Consider the following 16,651-nt stretch of genomic DNA (forward strand, 5'->3'; position numbering starts at 1 on the left):
CGGGAACGGGTGGGACGAGTGGATCGTCAGGCTACGTCCTTGGTAGGCCCGGACTTCTTCGCGGGCTTCTTGCCCTCGGCCAGCTTCTTGGCCTCGGTGGCGTACATGTCGACGTACTCCTGGCCGGAGAGCTTGAGGATCTCGTAGACGATCTCGTCGGTGATCGCGCGCAGGATGTAGCGGTCGTTGGTCATGCCCTCGTAGCGCGAGAAGTCGAGCGGCTTGCCGTAGATCACCCGCGGGTGCACGAGCTTGCCGAACTTCTTGCCCGGAGGCGCGATCACATCGGTGCCGATCACGGCGACCGGGATCACGGGCGCACCCGTGTCCAGAGCCAGTCTGGCGATGCCGGTCCGTCCCCGGTAGAGCTTGCCGTCGTGGGAGCGGGTGCCCTCGGGGTAGATCCCGAAGAGCTCGCCCTCGGCCAGGACCCGCTTGGCGGCGATGAGCGCCCCCTCGGCGGCGGTGGCGCCACCACGGTCGATCGGCACGTTGCCGGTGCCCGAGAAGAAGATCCTCTGCAGGAAGCCCTTGGGGCCCGTTCCGGTGAAGTACTCCGCCTTGGCGACGAAACGCACCATCCGCTTCATCCCGAGCGGCATGAAGAGCCAGTCGGCGTAGGAGAGGTGGTTGCTGGCCATGATCGCCGGGCCCTTGCGCGGGATGTTCTCCGTGCCCTCATAGGACGGACGGAAAACCGCCCGAAGGATAGGCCCGATCGCGACCCACTTCAAGAACGAGTAGAAGAGCTTCGTCGACACCCCATCGCCTTCCCTATTTGCCTTCGACCGATGAGCCTATAACGAGACAGGTACTTCTACTCCCGCACCCTGTCATGAGATCCGGCTAGGCTGGAGGAGTGAGTGACCGAGACGACCGGCCTGAGGACGCGACCGGGGCCTCCGACGACGCCTCCGTGCCCTCGGAGGGCCAGCCGTCGGACGACGAGGCATGGCGCCAGATCGTCGAGAACTACGGCGACCGCCCCGCCCTCGAGGAGGAGCCCGTCGCCCGCGATCTGTTCGAGAAGAAGATCGACATCGTCGAGACGGTCGACGAGCCGGACCCCTATGACGACATGTGGCGCGACGACGAGGAGGGCTATGTCCCGCCGCCTCCGCCGCCGTTGCCGAAGCCGACCCCGGCACGTCTGCTCGCCTGGATCGGCGTGCTCGGCGCACCGGTCGCCGTGATGGTCCTGATCGTGGTCACCCAGATCACCGGCCGCCACTTCAACAGCTGGGTCATCGGCGGCCTGGTCGCCGCCTTCCTGGCCGGCTTCGTCTACCTGCTGGTGACCATGCCGTCCGAGCCCCGCGACCCTTGGGACGACGGCGCTCGGGTCTAGCTCCCGCCGGTAAGGCGGCGAGCGAGGATGCTCGCTCCCACCACGCCTGCTTCCGCGCCGAAGGCGGTCGCCACGATCCGGGGCACCTCGCGGTGGAGACGGCCGACGAGCGAGGCTTCGAGCGCGGTGCGGGCAGGCGTCAGCAGCAGGTCGCCCGCGGTGGAGACTCCCCCGCCGACGACCAACAGCTCGGGGTCGAAGGCGGCCACGAGGCCGGCCATCCCGACCCCTAGCCACGACCCCACCGACTCGTACGCAGCCAGCGCGAGCGCATCGCCGCGTGCCGCGGCGGCGGTGACCGCCGGGCCGGTGATCTTGAGCGGGTCGCCCGCGGCCAGCTCGTCGAGCGCGCAGCCGGCGTACTCCTCGGTCTCCACGCGGGCGCGCACGAAGGCGACCAGCGCGTTGCCGGAGGAGTACTGCTCCCAGCAGCCGGTGAGGCCGCACTCGCACGGGAGCCCGCCGGGTACGACCTGCATGTGGCCGAACTCGCCGGCCATGCCGTTGCGGCCCCGGACGACCCTGCCGTCCAGGATCACGGCACCACCGATGCCGGTGCCGAGGGTGATGAGCAAAGCAGAGTCGACGCCACGGGCGGCGCCGAGCTCCAGCTCGGCCAGCGCGGCGCAGTTGGCGTCGTTGTCGAGCGCCACCCGGGTGCCCCAGCGCGAGGAGAGCCGGGTCAGAGTCGGCTCGCCTCGCCAGGGCAGGTGGGGAGCGAACATGACCCGCTCCCCGGCCGCGTCGACGAACCCCGCGGCGGCCAGGCCGACGCCGGCGACGGGCCGGCCGGCGGCCACCTCGGTGACCGCCTCGGTCAGCGCGTCCTCCACCAGCTCCAGCTCGACCCGGCGTCCGGGCGTGCTGCGCTGAGCGGTGCGGAGCACCTCACCGGCCGGTGAGACCTCCGCCGCGAGCACCTTGGTGCCGCCGATGTCGACACCGATGTGCAGGCTCACTGGAAATGGCTCATTTGCGGGCCAGATCAGCCGCGCCGATCAGACCGGCCTGGTTGCCGAGCGTCGCCTTGCGTACGTCGAGCATCGGCCGGTGTCCGCGGCCGGTCAGCTGGGCCTGGAAGGCACGCCGAGCGGGCCCGAGCAGCAGGTCGTCGGCCTCGGCCACTCCCCCGCCGATGGCCACCACGGCCGGGTCCAGCACGGCGGCGATCGAGGCGATCCCCTCGCCGAGCCAGATGCCGAGGTCGGTCAGCGCCTCGATCGCGAAGGCGTCCCCGTCGCGGGCCGCCTCGGTGATCAGCGGGCCCTTGATTTTGTCGAGGTCACCCTCGGCACGATCCAGGACCTCGCGGGCCAGCAGGGACCCTCCGCGCGCGGCGGAGCGGACGTTGCGCACCAGGGCCGACCCCGAGGCGTACTGCTCCCAGCAGCCGCGGTTGCCGCAGCCACACAGGTGGCCGTTGGGCACGACCCTCATGTGGCCGATCTCGGCGCCGACGCCGAAGGCGCCGCGGTAGAGCTCGCCCTCGAGCACCAGGCCGCCGCCGACACCGGTGCCGACGGTCACCAGCATCATGTTGTCGACCTCGGCACCCGCGCCGTACTCGAACTCGCCCCACGCAGCCGCGTTGGCGTCGTTCTCGATCACGACCGGCAGCTCGAGGACCTTCTCCAGGCGCTCCTTGAGCGGTACGTCGCGCCAGGCGATGTTGGGCGCGAACATGACCGTCGAGCGGCCCTTGTCGATGTAGCCCGCCGCGCCGATGCCGACGCACTCGATCGGGTGGCGGGTCTTGAGCTCCAAGACCACCTCGACGATGGCGGCCTCGATGGCCTCCGGGCTCTTCGCCGGTGACTCGACGCGGTGGTCCTCGATGATGTTGCCGTCGTGATCGACGACGCCGCCGAGAATCTTGGTGCCACCGACGTCGACACCACAGGCGAGCTTCTTCGTCGTCGTCATGCCTCAGCTCCAGCCGTCAAGATCGATCCGTTCGACCTTCTCCGAGCGCTGCGCCCAGTCCCGGGTCGCATCTTCCTCAGCCCGCACGCCATCACTGTGAGCTTCCTCGCCTTCACTAGGGCCAGCACCCGGACCCGTGGCCGCCGCGTTGAGCACCGTGACCGCGGCCTGCATCAACGATGCGGCAGCGCTGGCCAGGTGCACCTTGACCTCCGGACTCGACTCCCGGAGGACATGTACGGTACGGCACAGCGGGCAGTAGGCACACTCCGGTGCCCCGGTATCGAGATGCTCCCCGACCGACTCGGTGAGGTGGCCGATCCGGGAGTCCTTGGCCCACTCGCCGATGGCCTCCATCAGCCGGCCGAGCTCCTCGGCGGTCGACCCCAACGGCTCGTCCGCCCACTCGTGGCGCTGCTCGCTCACGACTACTCGCTCTCGGTGTTCGTCGTCTGACGAGAAAACGTTACTCGCAGCTCCCCGCCCTCGACCCGCGCCCCGCTGACGCGCATCCGGGCGAGTGCGGCGGGAAGGGTCAGCAGGCGCCGGTAGGCGCCCACGGTGATCGCCAGCTCGTCGCCGTTGCGGCCCAGCTGGACCTGGTCGCGCGCGACCCACTGCGCCAGCCCGGGCAGCGCCAGATGGACGATCGTGGTCTCGCCGGTGGTCTCGGTCCGGAACGGAGCCGCGGTCTCGGGGACGGCCAGCGGGTCGACGCTGCCGGTCCAGGCGTACGCAGCCTCGGCGACCTCGCGCAGATCCTCGACCCCGACCGGCTCGGTCGGCCGGTAGAACGAGCGCCAGACCGGCAGCCCCTCGAAAGAGGCGCCCACGTCGCCGAGCACGTCGTCCTGGGCCTTGACCCAGCCGGCGCGCCAGTCGTCGGAGCCGCCGGCCGGGAAGATCCGGTTGGCGACGACACCGTCGACGCGGTAGCCGTAGAGGGAGAGCGTCGTCCAGGACCGTCGTGCCTCGGCGAGGACGACTCGCTCGGGGGTCAGCACGATGCGTACGGACGCCTCGGGGCCCGACAGCAGGGCACGGACCTCTGCGAGCTCGTCGTGGAGCCGGACCAGGGCGTCGAAGACGGAGTCGCCGGGCATCGGCACGCCTGCGGCCTTGGTCAGCACCGGCTTGAGCGCCTTCACCATCTTGCGCTGCACCGGGAGGATGCGTTCGAGGTACCAGCCCAGGGCCTCGGGAAGGGCGAGCAGCCGCAGCGTCTCGGCGGTCGGGGCGCAGTCGACCACGATCGTGTCCCACTCCCCCGAGACCACCATCCGGCGCAGCTCCAGGAGCGCGAAGACCTCCTCGGCACCGGGGATGATGGTCAGCTCCTCGGCCGCGATCCGGTCCACCCCGATCGTGTCCAGGACGCTCAGCAGATAGCCCTGCACCTCCGCCCACGACTCCTCGAAGCGGCGCTGGGCGTCGACGTGCTGGACGTAGAGGTGCTCGGTGACCTGGACAGGGTCCGAACCCAGCGCGCCTTCGACCCCGAACGCGTCGCCCAGGGAGTGGGCGGCATCGGTCGAGAGGACCAGGGTGCGCAGGCCGCGGGCCGCGGACATCGCCGCGGTGCCGGCCGAGACGGTCGACTTGCCGACGCCGCCCTTGCCGGTGAAGAGAAGGATTCTCACGAAGGCATGCCCTGCTTCTCGACTCTCTGCTTGAGGCCTCGCAGCGCGGTGTCGATCAGGACCTTCTCGCCCTTGCGCTTGAGCATGCCGATCAGCGGGATGCTCAGGTCGAGCGCGAGCCGGTAGGTGACCTCGGTGCGACCCCCGAGGTCGCGCAGCACGTAGGCGCCGTCCATCGACCGCAGCAGGTTGCCCTTGACCAGCGACCAGGTCACCTGGCGGTCGTCGTCCCAGTCGTACGCCAGGGTGTATTCGTCCTTGATCGGCGCGACGTCCAGCACGAAACGGACCTGCTCGGCCCGCCCGTCGACGCCGGTCTCGAGGACGCTGACCTCCTGCATGCCCTTGGCCCAGGCCGGATAGGACTTGAAGTCCGCGATCACCGCCATCACTGCCGAGGGCGCGGCCTCGATCACGATCGTCGAGGTGGTCTGATCGGCCATCGGTGGTGTCCTCACTCCCTGACTTGCTAGGTGCCATGGAGCGTACCGGATAGCATCCCGGTGAAATGGTCGGGCTGTGACGGGGGTAACCTCCGGTTCGTACCCACCTACCATCAGTATGCGGAGGCCCTAGTGCGCGAGTTCTCCACGCCCGCGACGTACGTTGTTCCCCCCACCGGCAGTCTGAGCGACGATGTCGTGCGCAACGCCGCTGAGGCACCCGATGTAGCCGTCCTCAGCCGGCCAGGCGCCGACGGCTCCTGGGTCGACGTGACGTCGTCCGAGTTCCTCTCTGAGGTCTCCGCCGTCGCCAAGGGACTGATCGCGGCGGGTGTCGGCGCTGGGGACCGGGTCGCGCTGCTCTCGAAGACGCGCTATGAGTGGACGCTGATCGACTACGCGATCTGGTTCGCCGGCGCGACGACGGTGCCGATCTACGAGACCTCCTCGGCCGAGCAGATCGAGTGGATCCTCCAGGACTCCGCCGCCGTGGCGATCATCGCCGAGGACGCGGGCCACATGAGCCGGATCAGCGAGGTCCGTGCGAGCTGCGCAGCGCTCAACAGCGTGTGGTCGATCAACGACAACGCCATCGACCTGCTGGTCAAGCTCGGCGCCGACATCACCGACGAGCAGCTCGAGGTACGCCGCAGCGCGGTCACCCCTGACGACGCCGCGACGCTGATCTACACCTCCGGCACCACCGGCCGCCCGAAGGGCTGCGTGCTGACCCACGGCAACTTCATGTTCGAGCTCGGCGTCGTCGTCGACTCGCTCGATGGCCTGTTCAACATCGAAGGCCGCAGCACGCTGCTGTTCCTGCCGCTCGCGCACGTCTTCGCGCGGATCATCCAGATCGGCTGCATCACGTCCCGCACCCGTCTGGGCCACACCCCCGACATCAAGAATCTCGTCGCCGACCTCGGCACCTTCCAGCCGACCTTCGTGCTGGCCGTGCCGCGGGTGTTCGAGAAGGTCTACAACACCGCCTCGCAGAAGGCCGTCGCCGACGGCAAGGGCAAGATCTTCGACATGGCCACCGAGGTCGCGATCGACTACTCCCGCGCCACCGAGACCGGCAAGGCGCCGTTCCTGCTGGCCGCCAAGCACAAGCTGTTCTCCAAGCTCGTCTACGGCAAGCTGCTCGCCGCGCTCGGCGGCAACTGCTCCTACGCGATCTCCGGCGGAGCGCCGCTCGGTGACCGCCTGGGCCACTTCTACCGCGGCATCGGCGTCACCGTCCTGGAGGGCTACGGCCTCACCGAGACGACCGGCGCGCTCACCGTCAACCTGCCCGAGGCGTTCAAGATCGGCACCGTCGGCCGGCCGATTCCCGGCACCTCGGTCCGTGTCGCCGACGACGGCGAGCTGCTCTTCAAGGGCGGCCAGGTGCTGAAGGAGTACTGGCAGAACCCTGCCGCCACCGCGGACGCGAAGACCGATGACGGCTGGTTCCACTCCGGCGACCTCGGCGAGGTCGACGACGAGGGCTTCGTCAAGATCACCGGCCGCAAGAAGGAGATCCTGGTCACCGCCGGCGGCAAGAACGTCGCCCCGGCCGTCCTCGAGGACCGCCTGCGCGCCCACGTCCTCGTCGACCAGTGCATCGTCGTCGGCGACGGTCAGCCGTTCATCGGCGCGATCGTCACCATCGACCCCGAGGCCCTGCCCACCTGGGCCGAGGCCAACGGCAAGTCCGGCAACATCGAGGACCTCGTCGAGGACGAGGACCTGCTCGCCGTGATCCAGAGCGCCGTAGACGACGCCAACAAGGCGGTCTCGAAGGCCGAGTCGATCCGCAAGTTCGTGATCATCGCCGACTCCTGGACCGAGGAGGGTGGCCAGCTCACCCCGAGCCTCAAGCTCAAGCGCAACGTGGTCATGCGCGAGTTCAGCCACGAGGTCGACGCGCTCTACAGCAAGTAAGAGTTCTCGTGGCGCCGAGTCGGCGCATCCTGATCGAGATCACCGCCGAGTCGGCTCGTCATGACGAGCCGACTCGGCGGCATTTCTGGTCAGGATGAGCCGACTCGGCCTCTTTTCAGTCGAGGACGCGGTGGGCGATCGCGATGCGCTGCAGGGTGGTCGGGTGGGAGCCGAACCACCACTGCGACCAGGCCTGCGGGGACGGGTCGGAGAGCGAGCGGGCGCCGAGGTCGTGCTGCAAGCGGGTGAACGACTCCAGGTCGCCGGTGGCATGGAGCGCGTCGACGTCCGCGCGGGCCTCGACGTGCCGGCTGAGGCCGTTCTGGACGGGCATCGCCAGCACGCTCGCCAGCGCGAAGACCGCCATCAGCATCGGGACGGCTTCGGGGGTGGCGTACTCGTCCTGGCGGCGGTAGGAGAGCAGCAGGCCCAGCAGACCGACGCCGGCGACCGCGCCGGCGGCGCCGATGACCGTCCCGACCAGGACGTCATCGTGCTTGGCGTGGGCGAGCTCGTGGGCGACGACGGAGAGGACGGCGCCGCGGGCGGCCGCGCCCCGCTGCGAGTCGACGAGGTTGTCGTAGAGGACGACGCGGCGGGTGGAGCCGAAGCCGGTGACGTACGCATTGAGCGAGGTCGTCCGCCGGGAGGCGTCGACCACCAGGACGTCGTCGAGCTCGACGCCCTCACGCTCGGCGATCGCCATCACCTCGGTGCGGAACTGGCCGCGTTGCAGCGGCTCGAAGTCGTTGAACAGCGGCTCGATGACGACCGGGTAGACGAACGAGCCGACCACTACCAGGGCCGCGACCAGGGCGGCGGCGACGGCGGGCCACCAACGGCGGCCGAGGCGGATGCAGGCGAAGAGGGCGAGCAGCGCCACCGAGCTGGTCACGATGCCGACGACCTGGTTCAGCAGCGAGTCGCCCAGCCAGGGCCCCCACGCCTGCCGGGAGAGCCCGTAGCGCATCTGCAGGCGGTGGATCGCCACCGCGAACGGCATCGTCGCGATCCAGCCGAGGAGCGTGACCACGGCGACCGCGAGCACCACCCGGAGCAGCCATGGTCCGCGTATCCGCGCGACCAGACGCCGCCCCAGCGGGGTGAACCCGAGCACGCAGGCGACCACGAGCGAGACGACGAGCGAGGCCCGGCTGATCCAGCGAGCGGTGCCGGAGTAGGCCAGCATCCGCTCGAGCTCCTCGGGCGTGAACACGTCACGCTCGTCGGGCAGGTCGAGCGCGCCGCCCGGGTAGGGGTGCCACGGGATCAGCAGCCAGGCGAGCACCACGAATGCGACCGCCCCGAGGACGAGAACCACCCAGGACGTACGCCGCGTTGCAATCACTTCGCAGATTCTGACAGATGGGTCCGCCAGCGGGCGGTGAGTTCGTCCTCCCCGAAGCCGAAGCTTGCCTGCAGCGCCTTCTCCAGACCGATGCCGCGCCCGGTCTCCTCGTAGAGGTCGACCAGGGCCTGCTCGCCGCCGGCCTCGGCGAGCACCTCGCAGGCGAGCCAGGCGGCTTCGTACTCGGCGCCGAAGTGCTCCGAGCGGGTGTTGAACTCGGCCTTGCCCGGCAGGTGGTCGGGGGCGCCGTTCTCGCGGACCTGGGCGAGGATCTGGCCGGCGGTCTTGGACAGCGGCAGCTTGGTGTCGCGCAGCGCGACGTAGTCGGCGAAGCCCTCGACAAGCCACATGGGCCGGCGGGTGTTGGTCGCGGCGTCGGTGGCCGCGTGGGTGGCCTCATGGGTGATGACGATCTGGGCGCCGGGAGCGTCGAGGTCGCCGATGACGCCCTGGTTGACCCACACGTGCAGCGGGGTCCCGACCTTCGTGGACCCGTCGACGGTCGCGGTGACCGCCGCCACGGCGGCGTAGGTGCCCGGCTGCGCGCCGAGCGCGGAGTCGAGGCCGGTGGACGGCACCTCGAGGACCAGGCGCGGGTCGTTCCAGGGGATCACCTTGCGGACCCCGGCGACCGCGGTGGTGGCCAGCTCGGCGTAGCGGTCGGCGACCTCTGCGGAGGCCTGGACGATGACAAGAGTGGAGCCGGTACGCCGCACCTCGACCGGACCGCTGAGCCACAGCGGCAGCCGCGTGCCCTGCGCCGCCGAGAACCCGGTGATCGCGCCGTCGGCGTCGAAGCCGACCTTCAGCTCCTCGGTCAGCGCGGGATCGCCGGGCATGCGCCACGACATCTCGACGTCGGCCGTCCAGGAGCCGTCCGGCTCCACGTTGTCCGCCTCGGCGACGTACCTCGCGGTGACGTCCTCGATGCCGATGGCATGGGCGTTGCGCACCGCCACCGAGGCGGCGTCCTCGCCCTCGGGCTCCGCCCCCTCACGTACGCCGTCGACCAGCTCGTCCAGGGAGGCCCGGGCGCCTTCGGTGTCGGCGCGCACGACCGGCGCGGTGGACGGTGTGGGCGCGACGTACTCGCCCCCGCCGGTCAGCCGCCAGCCGACGAACCCGGCGAGCAGCATCACCAGCACGAGCGCGGCCCCGATCAGGGCCGGGCGAGAAAGAAGAGAGCCGACCGTTCGCACCTGCGAACGATCGGCCTCTTCGGGGTCCTGGGTCAACTCAGCCCGGGCGGACGGCGCCCGTGTAGGGCATCTCGTCCATCGGGGAGACCTTCACACCGGTGCTCGGGTTGGAGGCGTGCACGATCATGCCGTTGCCGATGTAGATGCCGACGTGGCTGATCGGGCTGTAGTAGAAGACCAGGTCACCGGGGGCGAGCTGGTCGCGCGAGACCTGGGGTCCGCTGCTGTACTGCGCCGAGGAGGAGTGCGGGAGCGAGACGCCGGCCTGGCCCCAGGCACCCATGGTGAGGCCCGAGCAGTCCCACGACTCGGTCCCGGTGGCGCCGTAGACGTAGGCGTCGCCGACCTGGGCGAGGGCGTAGTCGACGGCCACCTTGGCGCGACCCGAGGGCGGCGGCAGGTTGGAGGGGATGCTGGTGTCGGTGGACTGGAACTCCTCCAGCTCATCGGCCTCCAGCTCGTCGAGCTCGGCCTGAGCCGCCTCGTACTTCTTGTCGATCTCGCTCTTCTTCTGCTGCATGGTCGTCTTGACCTTGGCCATCTGGGACTTGGCGTCCTCGGTGGCCTCGCGACGCACCTGGAGGGCCTCCGCCTCGGTGTTGTACCGAGCCAGCAGGTCGGCCTGCAGAGCGTTGTAGGACGAGACGGTGGAGAGACCGGCGAGGAACTCCTGCGGGTCCTCGGAGGTGATCACCTGGCCGACGGCAGAGACGTCGGAGCCCTCGAACTGCCGCAGCACGGAGTCACGGAGCTCGGCGCGGATCTTGTCGAGCTCCTTGCTCTGACGCTTCTCGTCGGAGCTGAGGTCGTCGAGCTGGTCCTTGAGGTCCTGCAGCCGCAGCTTGGCGTTGCTGTAGTCCTCGTTGGCCGCCTCGGCCTGGGTGTAGAGCTTGTCGACCTTCTTGCGAACGTCGTCGATGTCTGGGTCTGCCTGGGCGGGGGTCGCTGCGGGAATGATCCCGGCGACACCGATGGCGGCGATGCCGGCTACTCCGGCAATGAGTCGCTTCCGGTCGCGTGTCACGAGCGGACGGTCTCCTTGTGTAGTCGTTGACGCCTACCGGGTGAGCTGACGGGTTCAGGCACGACCTGCCTTACCACCGCTCCTCGATCTGGTCTCCCAGATCGCCCTTGCGGCGGATGCACCCCAGGTGATCGCACTCCGTTTTCGCGGCGTACGACCGGTGTGGTTCCCCGGCTCCTGGCCCGCCCCGAAGCGGGCCTGGACTAAGCGCGACACTCGCGTGGGCCGGTTGACCCACTCCCACGAGCGCCAAGTTCCTGCGCACACTAGCCGACGGCATCCCCCACCTGCCAACCACCCACGCCCAAAAGTTCGGCTACATCCCTTCCACCATGCGCAGCGGCGGGACCAGCCCACCTTCGGCCAGCACGTCGAGCGCCCGGCGCTCGTCGTCCTCGATGGTCAGCTCCGGCGGCGGCCCCAGCAGCACGGTGACCACGCAGTCGTGGCACGCCAAACCGCGTACGAGGCAGGTGTCACAGTCGATTCTCGTCGTCATGCTGTGACGGTCTCACCGAGCACCGACATTTTTGCTTTCGTCCGGTTGCGTGCGGCGTGTCACCACCATCGCAGCACGGTATTCGAGGCGGCGATCGCGGACCGGGTCCCTACACTTGGAACATGGAGGTCTCCGCGTACGCGACGCTCCCCGACACGGTCCGGGGGCGCATCGTCGCGCTCACGGCCGGGGTGCTTCCCGACGTGGTGCGGCTCCCACCCGCGCTCAAGCGGATCGCCGACTTCGCGCCTGCCCGGCGCGCCAAGGCCGGCGGCGCGATGATCGCCTCGGTGCTCGAGAGCGACGACGAGGTCCGGGAGAAGGTCGGCAGCCAGCTGCGCCCGGCGTACGTTCCCGAGGGCTCCTCCGACGACGTGGTCCTTCCCGAGGACCCGGCCGAGGCGGCCGCCGTCGTCTGGCTCATCCGCCCCGACGGCTGGGAGGTCTCGCTCAAGGAGGCCCTGGACCGGCTCGACGCCGCCGCGGTGCCCGTGGTCGACGCCGAGGTCGCCCGCCTGCGCGGCAAGCTCGCCGCCGCCGAGGACGAGATCCGCGAGGTCCGTGCCGACCGCAAGGCCCGCCTCGACGACCTCAAGGCCGACAACACCGCCCTGCGGCGCAAGCTCGGCGAGGCCCGAGCAGCCGCACGCGAGGCCGGCACGGGACTGGACGCGGCTCTGACCGAGACCCGCGCGGCGCTCGCCCGTGCCGAGGACGAGCTCGCCGCACGTGACCGCCAGCTGCGTCAGCTCCGCAGCCAGATCGACAAGCTGGAGCGCGAGGCGGCCGCCGAGCGGCGTACGTCCAAGACGGACCGCGAGGACGCCTCGCTGCGCGCCCGGTTCCTGCTCGACACGCTGCTCGACGCGGCCGGAGGCCTGCGTCGCGAGCTGGCGCTGCCACCGGTCACCGGCACCCCGGGCGAGCGGGTGGAGGCCGAGCTGGCCTCCGCGGACGCCGCCGCCGGTGCCGGGGTCACCAGCAGCGCCCACCTCGAGCAGTTCCTGGCCATGCCGCGGGTCCGGCTGATCGTGGACGGCTACAACGTCTCCAAGGCGCTGTGGCCAGACTCGGCGCTCGACGCCCAGCGGCTGCGGCTGCTGCGGGGGATCGCGCCGATCGCCGCCCGCACCGGCGCCGAGACGACCGTCGTCTTCGACGCCCACTCCGCATCCGTACGTCCCACCGCCGTGCCTCCGCGCGGCGTCAAGGTCCTCTTCTCCCCCGAGGGCGTCATCGCCGACGACGTCATCCGCGACCTCGTCGACGCCGAGCCCGCCGGCCGCGTCGTCCTGGTCGCCACCGACGACGCCGAGGTCGTCAAGGACGTACGCCGCGCCGGCGCCCGCACCGTCCCGCTCTCCTCGCTCTCGCCCCTGCTGGGCTGATCCAGCAGGCTTCCTGCGCCATACCGCCCTGATTCGATAGGTTCTCTCGACGTTCGAATCATCGGGAGTGGGAGACCAGCGCGTGCGGCACACCCTCAGCGCGATCGGCAGGATGATCCTGTGCGCCGCGGGATTCGTGATGTCCATCTACGGCAGCGTCCAGCTCAACGCCCTCAAGTCGCCGGGATTTCGCGAGCTGCTGCACGAGTCGAGCTTCTGGGTCGCCGCCATCGGTGGCCTGATGACCGCGATCGCGTTCGAGGCGATGCGCCGGGCGCAGGTCCCCGCGGCGGCGCCTGCCCAGCCAGTCGAGGCGGCCGAGCCCGTCAGGTCGGTCGAGCCCACCCCGACTGAGCCCGCGAAGGACGAGCGCCCCGCCGAGGACGGCGACAAGCTGAGTCTTGTCGAGGTCGTCGGTCTCGCCGCGGGCGGTGTCATCGGATCGGGCTGGCTCCTGGCGGTGCCCGGCCTCCACGAGAGCCTCGGTGAGGCCGCGCTCCTCGGCTGGGCCGCCGGCGGCGTACTCATGCTCACCATCGCGGTCGTGATGGTCGAGTTCGGGCTCATCTCCCAGCGCACCGGCGGGCTGCTGTTCCACCCGCACGACGCATTCGGGCCGCTGGTGGTGATCATCCTGGCGGCATCCCTGTGGATCTCGTACGCCATCAACCCGGCCGCCCAGGCGGCGGCCGCGGTCAACGGGCTGGCCGAGGTCGTCCCCGCCCTGGCCGGCGAGGGCGGGCTCACCGGGGTCGGCTCCGCCCTGGCGGTGGCCGTGACCGCCGCGATCATCGCCTTCGTGCTGCTGCCCCGGCGGTTCGTGCTCCGTACGAACGCGGCCCTGACACTGCTCAAGATCGCCATCCCGGTGATCTTCGTGGTGTTCCTGGTGCTCGCGGTCCCCGGTCGTCCCACCGGCGCAGAACCCGCGCCCGGGCCGACGTCGACCGGCGTGCTGAGCGCCCTGATCACCAGCGGCGTGATCTACGCCTACATCGGCTTCCAGGCGCCCCTGGACGTGACCGGCGAGGTCCGTGGCGGCCGTCGCGAGGTGGCCAGGCGCGTGCGCTGGGCGGTCTACGGCACTGTCGTCGGCTCGTTCCTGCTCTACTCCGCGCTCCAGCTGGTCTACGCCGAGCACATGTCCGCCTCCGGGGCCGAGCACGGCACCTCCTACGCCCGCCTGACCGACGCGGCCACGCTGGCCGGGGCGCCGATCGACTGGCTGGTCGTGCTGATCCGCATCGCCGCGATCATCGCCCCGATCGGCTCGGGCATCGTGTTCACCTACGCCCTCAGCCGCGAGGTCTACGCGCTCAGCGCGGAGAGGTACGTCCCCAGCGGCCTGCACGAACCGCGAGCATCGCGGCTCCCCGGCCGCACCAGCGACTCCTTCTGGCTGATCCTGCTCGTGAACCTGATCCTCGCGCTGGTCGTCCTGGTGGCCGTGGGCGGCGACTGGCAGACCCTGGCCGTGCTCAACACGATCCCGATCCTGATCCTCTACGCGGTCACCTGTGTCGTCCTGGCCGTGCGCTCCGACCTGCTCGGGACGGGCGCCCAGCGGCTCCTGCCGTTCGCGGCGTACGCGGCCTTCGTCGTCATCGCGCTGGTCGTCAACGAGTCCGCGTGGGACCGGGTGTGGAAGGGCGTGGCGGTGATCGGCTGGGGGTCGCTCGTCCTCCTGGTGCTCCCCTGGCTCCATCATCTCCGGGTCCCCGGCCTGGGCTGGTACGACGCGAAGAACCACGGCGCGCGGCTGGTCTCTCGCGACCCGGCGAACCGCCCGTTCGTCGTGCTGGCGCTCTACCTGGTCGCGCTGACGCTGCTGAGCGCCGTCCGCCACCGGATCGACGACGACTCCGTGTGGAGCGTGTGGAGCCTGCGTGCCCTGGTGATGATCGTCGCCTCAGGCGCGTTCGTCCTCCTCGTCGGTGCGGGGCGTCGCTACCTCAGGCAGACCCGGCTCACGACGATCCGGCCCTGACCCACTCGGCCTCCTCCTCCTGGCCGGCGGCGACCAGGGCCTCGACGACGGCATCGACCCGGGCCCGGTCCTGCCACCGCCCCACCGAGCGGCGCAGGACCCCGGCGCGGCTCGCCTCGGGATAGCGGTGCAGCCGCAGTCGCGTGGTGATGCCGACGATGTCGGTGGGCGTGACGCTCTGCGCCTGGTCGAGATAGCGGATCAGCAGCCGGTCGGCCGTGCCGGCGAGCTCCTTGCGAAGGAGCTGGTGCGCGGTCTCGGCGATCGTGGGCCCCGCGCCCCGGCGGTTGATCGCCTCGTCGGCGAGGTGGTGCCAGGACGTACGCACCGCGTCGGTGAAGCCGGCCGACTCGAGGGCGGCGAGGCACTCGGCGTACCAGGCGACATACGTCTCCTCGGTCGGCGCCGGATAGACGAGCAGATCCTCGGCCAGCCTCCAGCCGACGTCGGCTGCCACGGCCGACCGGCCCCGCCTCCCGACCCGGGAGGGCACGTGCCCGAGTAGGCCCACGATCTCCTCGGCGGGGCGGAGCCTGACCAGGGTCGCAGCCTGTCGTCGAAGGTCCTCCCCCAGCGTCCGGCCGTGGCCGTCGGCGAGATAGCCGGCGATGCCCTCCACGACGGCGGATCCCATGGGCTCGCGGTCCGCGCCCTCCGGGGTGAGCACCCAGAGGAGGAGGTTCCGCATGGTCTCAGTGGACGGCTGCGCCCACGACCACCGGTCGAGGAAGTCGCCGAGCCGCTCGATGTGGCCGCTGTGGGCGAGCGCGCGGACGAGCATCGCGGCCTGGGCCTCGTTGCCCTCCTCGATGAGGGTTTCGCAGATGCGCTTCAGGTTCATCGGCGTCGCGTCGCTAGCCATCGCCGCCAGGAGGCTGTCGCGGCCGGGACCGCGGCTGCCGCGCAGCAGCAGCACGACGTGCTCACGCGCCTCCTCGGCGTTCTCGCTGCCGTCGAGGCGCAGCTTGAACCAGTCCTCGAGCACGCGGCCGCCCGGGCACAGCTCCCAGAACGCCGCGACGAGATCCTGCTGCTGGGCCGGACCGGGCGCCCGGCCGAGGTCGCCGATCGCGCCGAGGGTGCGCCAGAGCAGGTCCAGCGCGATCTCGCGCAGCCTCGGGCTGGCGTACAGCGCGACGTACAGCAGGGCCTTGTCGAGGTTCGAGCGACCGCTGGACGGGGCCGCGAACTGCTTCACGGTGTCGTTGACCAGGTCCGGCGCGCCGAGCAGGTGCAGCGCCCGGAGGAACCGGGCGATGTCGGGGACGGTCCGCTGACGGAGTACGTCGTGGATCACGGCGTAGGCAATGGAGGCGTCGTGCTCGGTCTCGATCGCGAGCCGGGCCGCGTCCTCGGGCGGGCGGTGCAGCGCGGCGGCCGCGATCAGAATCACCCGGTCCGCGGCGGACTCCAGCGAGGTCGCCACGGCGGCCAGGTCGCCGTCCGCGAGCCTGCCGTAGGCGTGCAGTGCCTGGACCGCGATCGCCGGATGGCCCTGCGTACGCAGCTCCGCGAGCCAGGCGACGAACCGGTCGACACCTTGGCCGGAGACCCGGGCGAAGGCGTGGTCGATCAGCTTCTGGGTGTTGAGGACCTCGTCGGCCTTGGCGCCGTCGAGCACCGTGACGTACTCGACCAGGCCCGCCAGATCGCCGGTCAGCGTGTCGAGCACGCGTTCGTTGAACCGCAGCGCCGCGGTCTGCCCGTCCTCGCTCAGCAGCGTCCTGGCCTGCTCGCCGGCCTCGGCCGGCTCGACCTGCAACGAGCCCGAGCGAGCGAACCACCTGGCCCAGGGCCGGTCCTCGTTCCCGGACGTCGATCCCTCGGTGCCGCTGTTTCTCGCAGCGATCGCCCACACCTCCCATGTCGGTGGCCACACCCTAGTGGCGAAGGACTGTCGGCGGCACTCGCTAATGTGTTCGCATG

General features: G+C 70.5%; 15 protein-coding genes and 1 riboswitch. Of the genes, 4 read left to right on the forward strand and 11 right to left on the reverse strand.

The genetic code is table 11. From position 1 onward, the window contains the following. Positions 1-26: 26 nt before the first annotated feature. Positions 27-761 (reverse strand): lysophospholipid acyltransferase family protein, encoded by a 735-nt coding sequence (locus ABTW65_RS15430; protein ID WP_350661494.1) that lies wholly within the window; start codon positions 759-761, stop codon positions 27-29. Positions 762-859: 98 nt separating this feature from the next. On the opposite strand from ABTW65_RS15430, the gene ABTW65_RS15435 reads away from it, so the two are divergent. Next, positions 860-1,348, forward strand: coding sequence for a hypothetical protein (locus ABTW65_RS15435; RefSeq protein WP_350661496.1), 489 nt, complete (start codon positions 860-862; stop codon positions 1,346-1,348). Here the strand turns inward: ABTW65_RS15435 and ABTW65_RS15440 are convergent. Genes ABTW65_RS15440 through ABTW65_RS15460 form a run of 5 tightly spaced genes read right to left on the reverse strand, consistent with a single transcriptional unit; the run spans position 1,345 to position 5,354 of the window. Beyond that, entirely contained in the window at positions 1,345-2,307 is a 963-nt protein-coding gene (locus tag ABTW65_RS15440; RefSeq protein WP_350661498.1) for an ROK family protein, read from the reverse strand. The two genes, ABTW65_RS15435 and ABTW65_RS15440, sit on opposite strands and share 4 nt — an antisense overlap. A 10-nt stretch (positions 2,308-2,317) precedes the next feature. Then, positions 2,318-3,271: an ROK family glucokinase gene (locus tag ABTW65_RS15445; RefSeq protein ID WP_350661499.1), complete on the reverse strand. Its 954-nt coding sequence runs from the start codon at positions 3,269-3,271 to the stop codon at positions 2,318-2,320. A 3-nt stretch (positions 3,272-3,274) separates the two neighbouring features. Further along, positions 3,275-3,697, reverse strand: a complete 423-nt coding sequence (locus ABTW65_RS15450; protein WP_350661501.1) for a DUF5304 family protein — start codon at positions 3,695-3,697, stop codon at positions 3,275-3,277. A 2-nt stretch (positions 3,698-3,699) separates the two neighbouring features. Further along, positions 3,700-4,911 (reverse strand): ArsA family ATPase, encoded by a 1,212-nt coding sequence (locus ABTW65_RS15455; RefSeq protein WP_350661504.1) that lies wholly within the window; start codon positions 4,909-4,911, stop codon positions 3,700-3,702. Further along, the gene (locus ABTW65_RS15460; protein WP_160024372.1) at positions 4,908-5,354 is read right to left on the reverse strand and encodes an SRPBCC family protein; all 447 of its coding nucleotides are present in this window, start codon (positions 5,352-5,354) and stop codon (positions 4,908-4,910) included. The genes ABTW65_RS15455 and ABTW65_RS15460 overlap by 4 nt, the downstream gene beginning before the upstream one ends. A 132-nt stretch (positions 5,355-5,486) precedes the next feature. Here ABTW65_RS15460 and ABTW65_RS15465 point away from each other — a divergent pair, with 132 nt between their 5' ends. Continuing rightward, positions 5,487-7,280, forward strand: coding sequence for an AMP-dependent synthetase/ligase (locus ABTW65_RS15465; RefSeq protein WP_350661506.1), 1,794 nt, complete (start codon positions 5,487-5,489; stop codon positions 7,278-7,280). Positions 7,281-7,395: 115 nt separating this feature from the next. Here ABTW65_RS15465 and ABTW65_RS15470 read toward each other — a convergent pair whose 3' ends face one another. The 4 genes from ABTW65_RS15470 to ABTW65_RS15485 form a co-directional block, all read right to left on the reverse strand. Continuing rightward, positions 7,396-8,628, reverse strand: a complete 1,233-nt coding sequence (locus ABTW65_RS15470) for a M48 family metallopeptidase (RefSeq protein WP_350661508.1) — start codon at positions 8,626-8,628, stop codon at positions 7,396-7,398. Beyond that, positions 8,625-9,827, reverse strand: a complete 1,203-nt coding sequence (locus ABTW65_RS15475; protein WP_350661510.1) for a hypothetical protein — start codon at positions 9,825-9,827, stop codon at positions 8,625-8,627. Before ABTW65_RS15475 ends, ABTW65_RS15470 begins: the two co-directional genes overlap by 4 nt. Positions 9,828-9,864: 37 nt before the next feature. Continuing rightward, entirely contained in the window at positions 9,865-10,851 is a 987-nt protein-coding gene (locus tag ABTW65_RS15480) for a C40 family peptidase (protein WP_350661512.1), read from the reverse strand. A gap of 15 nt (positions 10,852-10,866) precedes the next feature. Next, positions 10,867-11,071: riboswitch (cyclic di-AMP (ydaO/yuaA leader) on the reverse strand. Positions 11,072-11,167: 96 nt separating this feature from the next. Then, positions 11,168-11,350 carry a hypothetical protein gene (locus tag ABTW65_RS15485; protein WP_091049976.1) on the reverse strand — a complete coding sequence of 61 codons (183 nt, stop codon included), beginning with the start codon at positions 11,348-11,350 and terminating at the stop codon, positions 11,168-11,170. Between the two features lie 122 nt (positions 11,351-11,472). Between ABTW65_RS15485 and ABTW65_RS15490 the strand changes: the two genes are divergently transcribed. Then, the gene (locus ABTW65_RS15490) at positions 11,473-12,738 is read left to right on the forward strand and encodes an NYN domain-containing protein (protein WP_350661514.1); all 1,266 of its coding nucleotides are present in this window, start codon (positions 11,473-11,475) and stop codon (positions 12,736-12,738) included. Between the two features lie 82 nt (positions 12,739-12,820). After that, positions 12,821-14,725: an APC family permease gene (locus tag ABTW65_RS15495; RefSeq protein ID WP_350661516.1), complete on the forward strand. Its 1,905-nt coding sequence runs from the start codon at positions 12,821-12,823 to the stop codon at positions 14,723-14,725. On the opposite strand, the gene ABTW65_RS15500 is transcribed toward ABTW65_RS15495, so the two are convergent. After that, a complete protein-coding gene (locus ABTW65_RS15500; RefSeq protein ID WP_350661518.1) occupies positions 14,706-16,583 on the reverse strand; it encodes a hypothetical protein in 1,878 nt (625 codons plus the stop codon). The two genes, ABTW65_RS15495 and ABTW65_RS15500, sit on opposite strands and share 20 nt — an antisense overlap. Positions 16,584-16,651 lie beyond the last annotated feature (68 nt).

The sequence above is a fragment of the Nocardioides sp. NPDC127503 genome, from assembly GCF_040302165.1.
GTDB lineage: Bacteria > Actinomycetota > Actinomycetes > Propionibacteriales > Nocardioidaceae > Nocardioides.

What these genes read in the sequence shown, in the direction of transcription:
- ABTW65_RS15460 (WP_160024372.1), bottom strand. Translation starts at nt 5,354, where the DNA reads ATGGCCGATCAGACCACCTCGACGATCGTGATCGAGGCCGCGCCCTCG.
- ABTW65_RS15490 (WP_350661514.1), top strand. Translation starts at nt 11,473, where the DNA reads ATGGAGGTCTCCGCGTACGCGACGCTCCCCGACACGGTCCGGGGGCGC.
- ABTW65_RS15485 (WP_091049976.1), bottom strand. Translation starts at nt 11,350, where the DNA reads ATGACGACGAGAATCGACTGTGACACCTGCCTCGTACGCGGTTTGGCG.
- ABTW65_RS15445 (WP_350661499.1), bottom strand. Translation starts at nt 3,271, where the DNA reads ATGACGACGACGAAGAAGCTCGCCTGTGGTGTCGACGTCGGTGGCACC.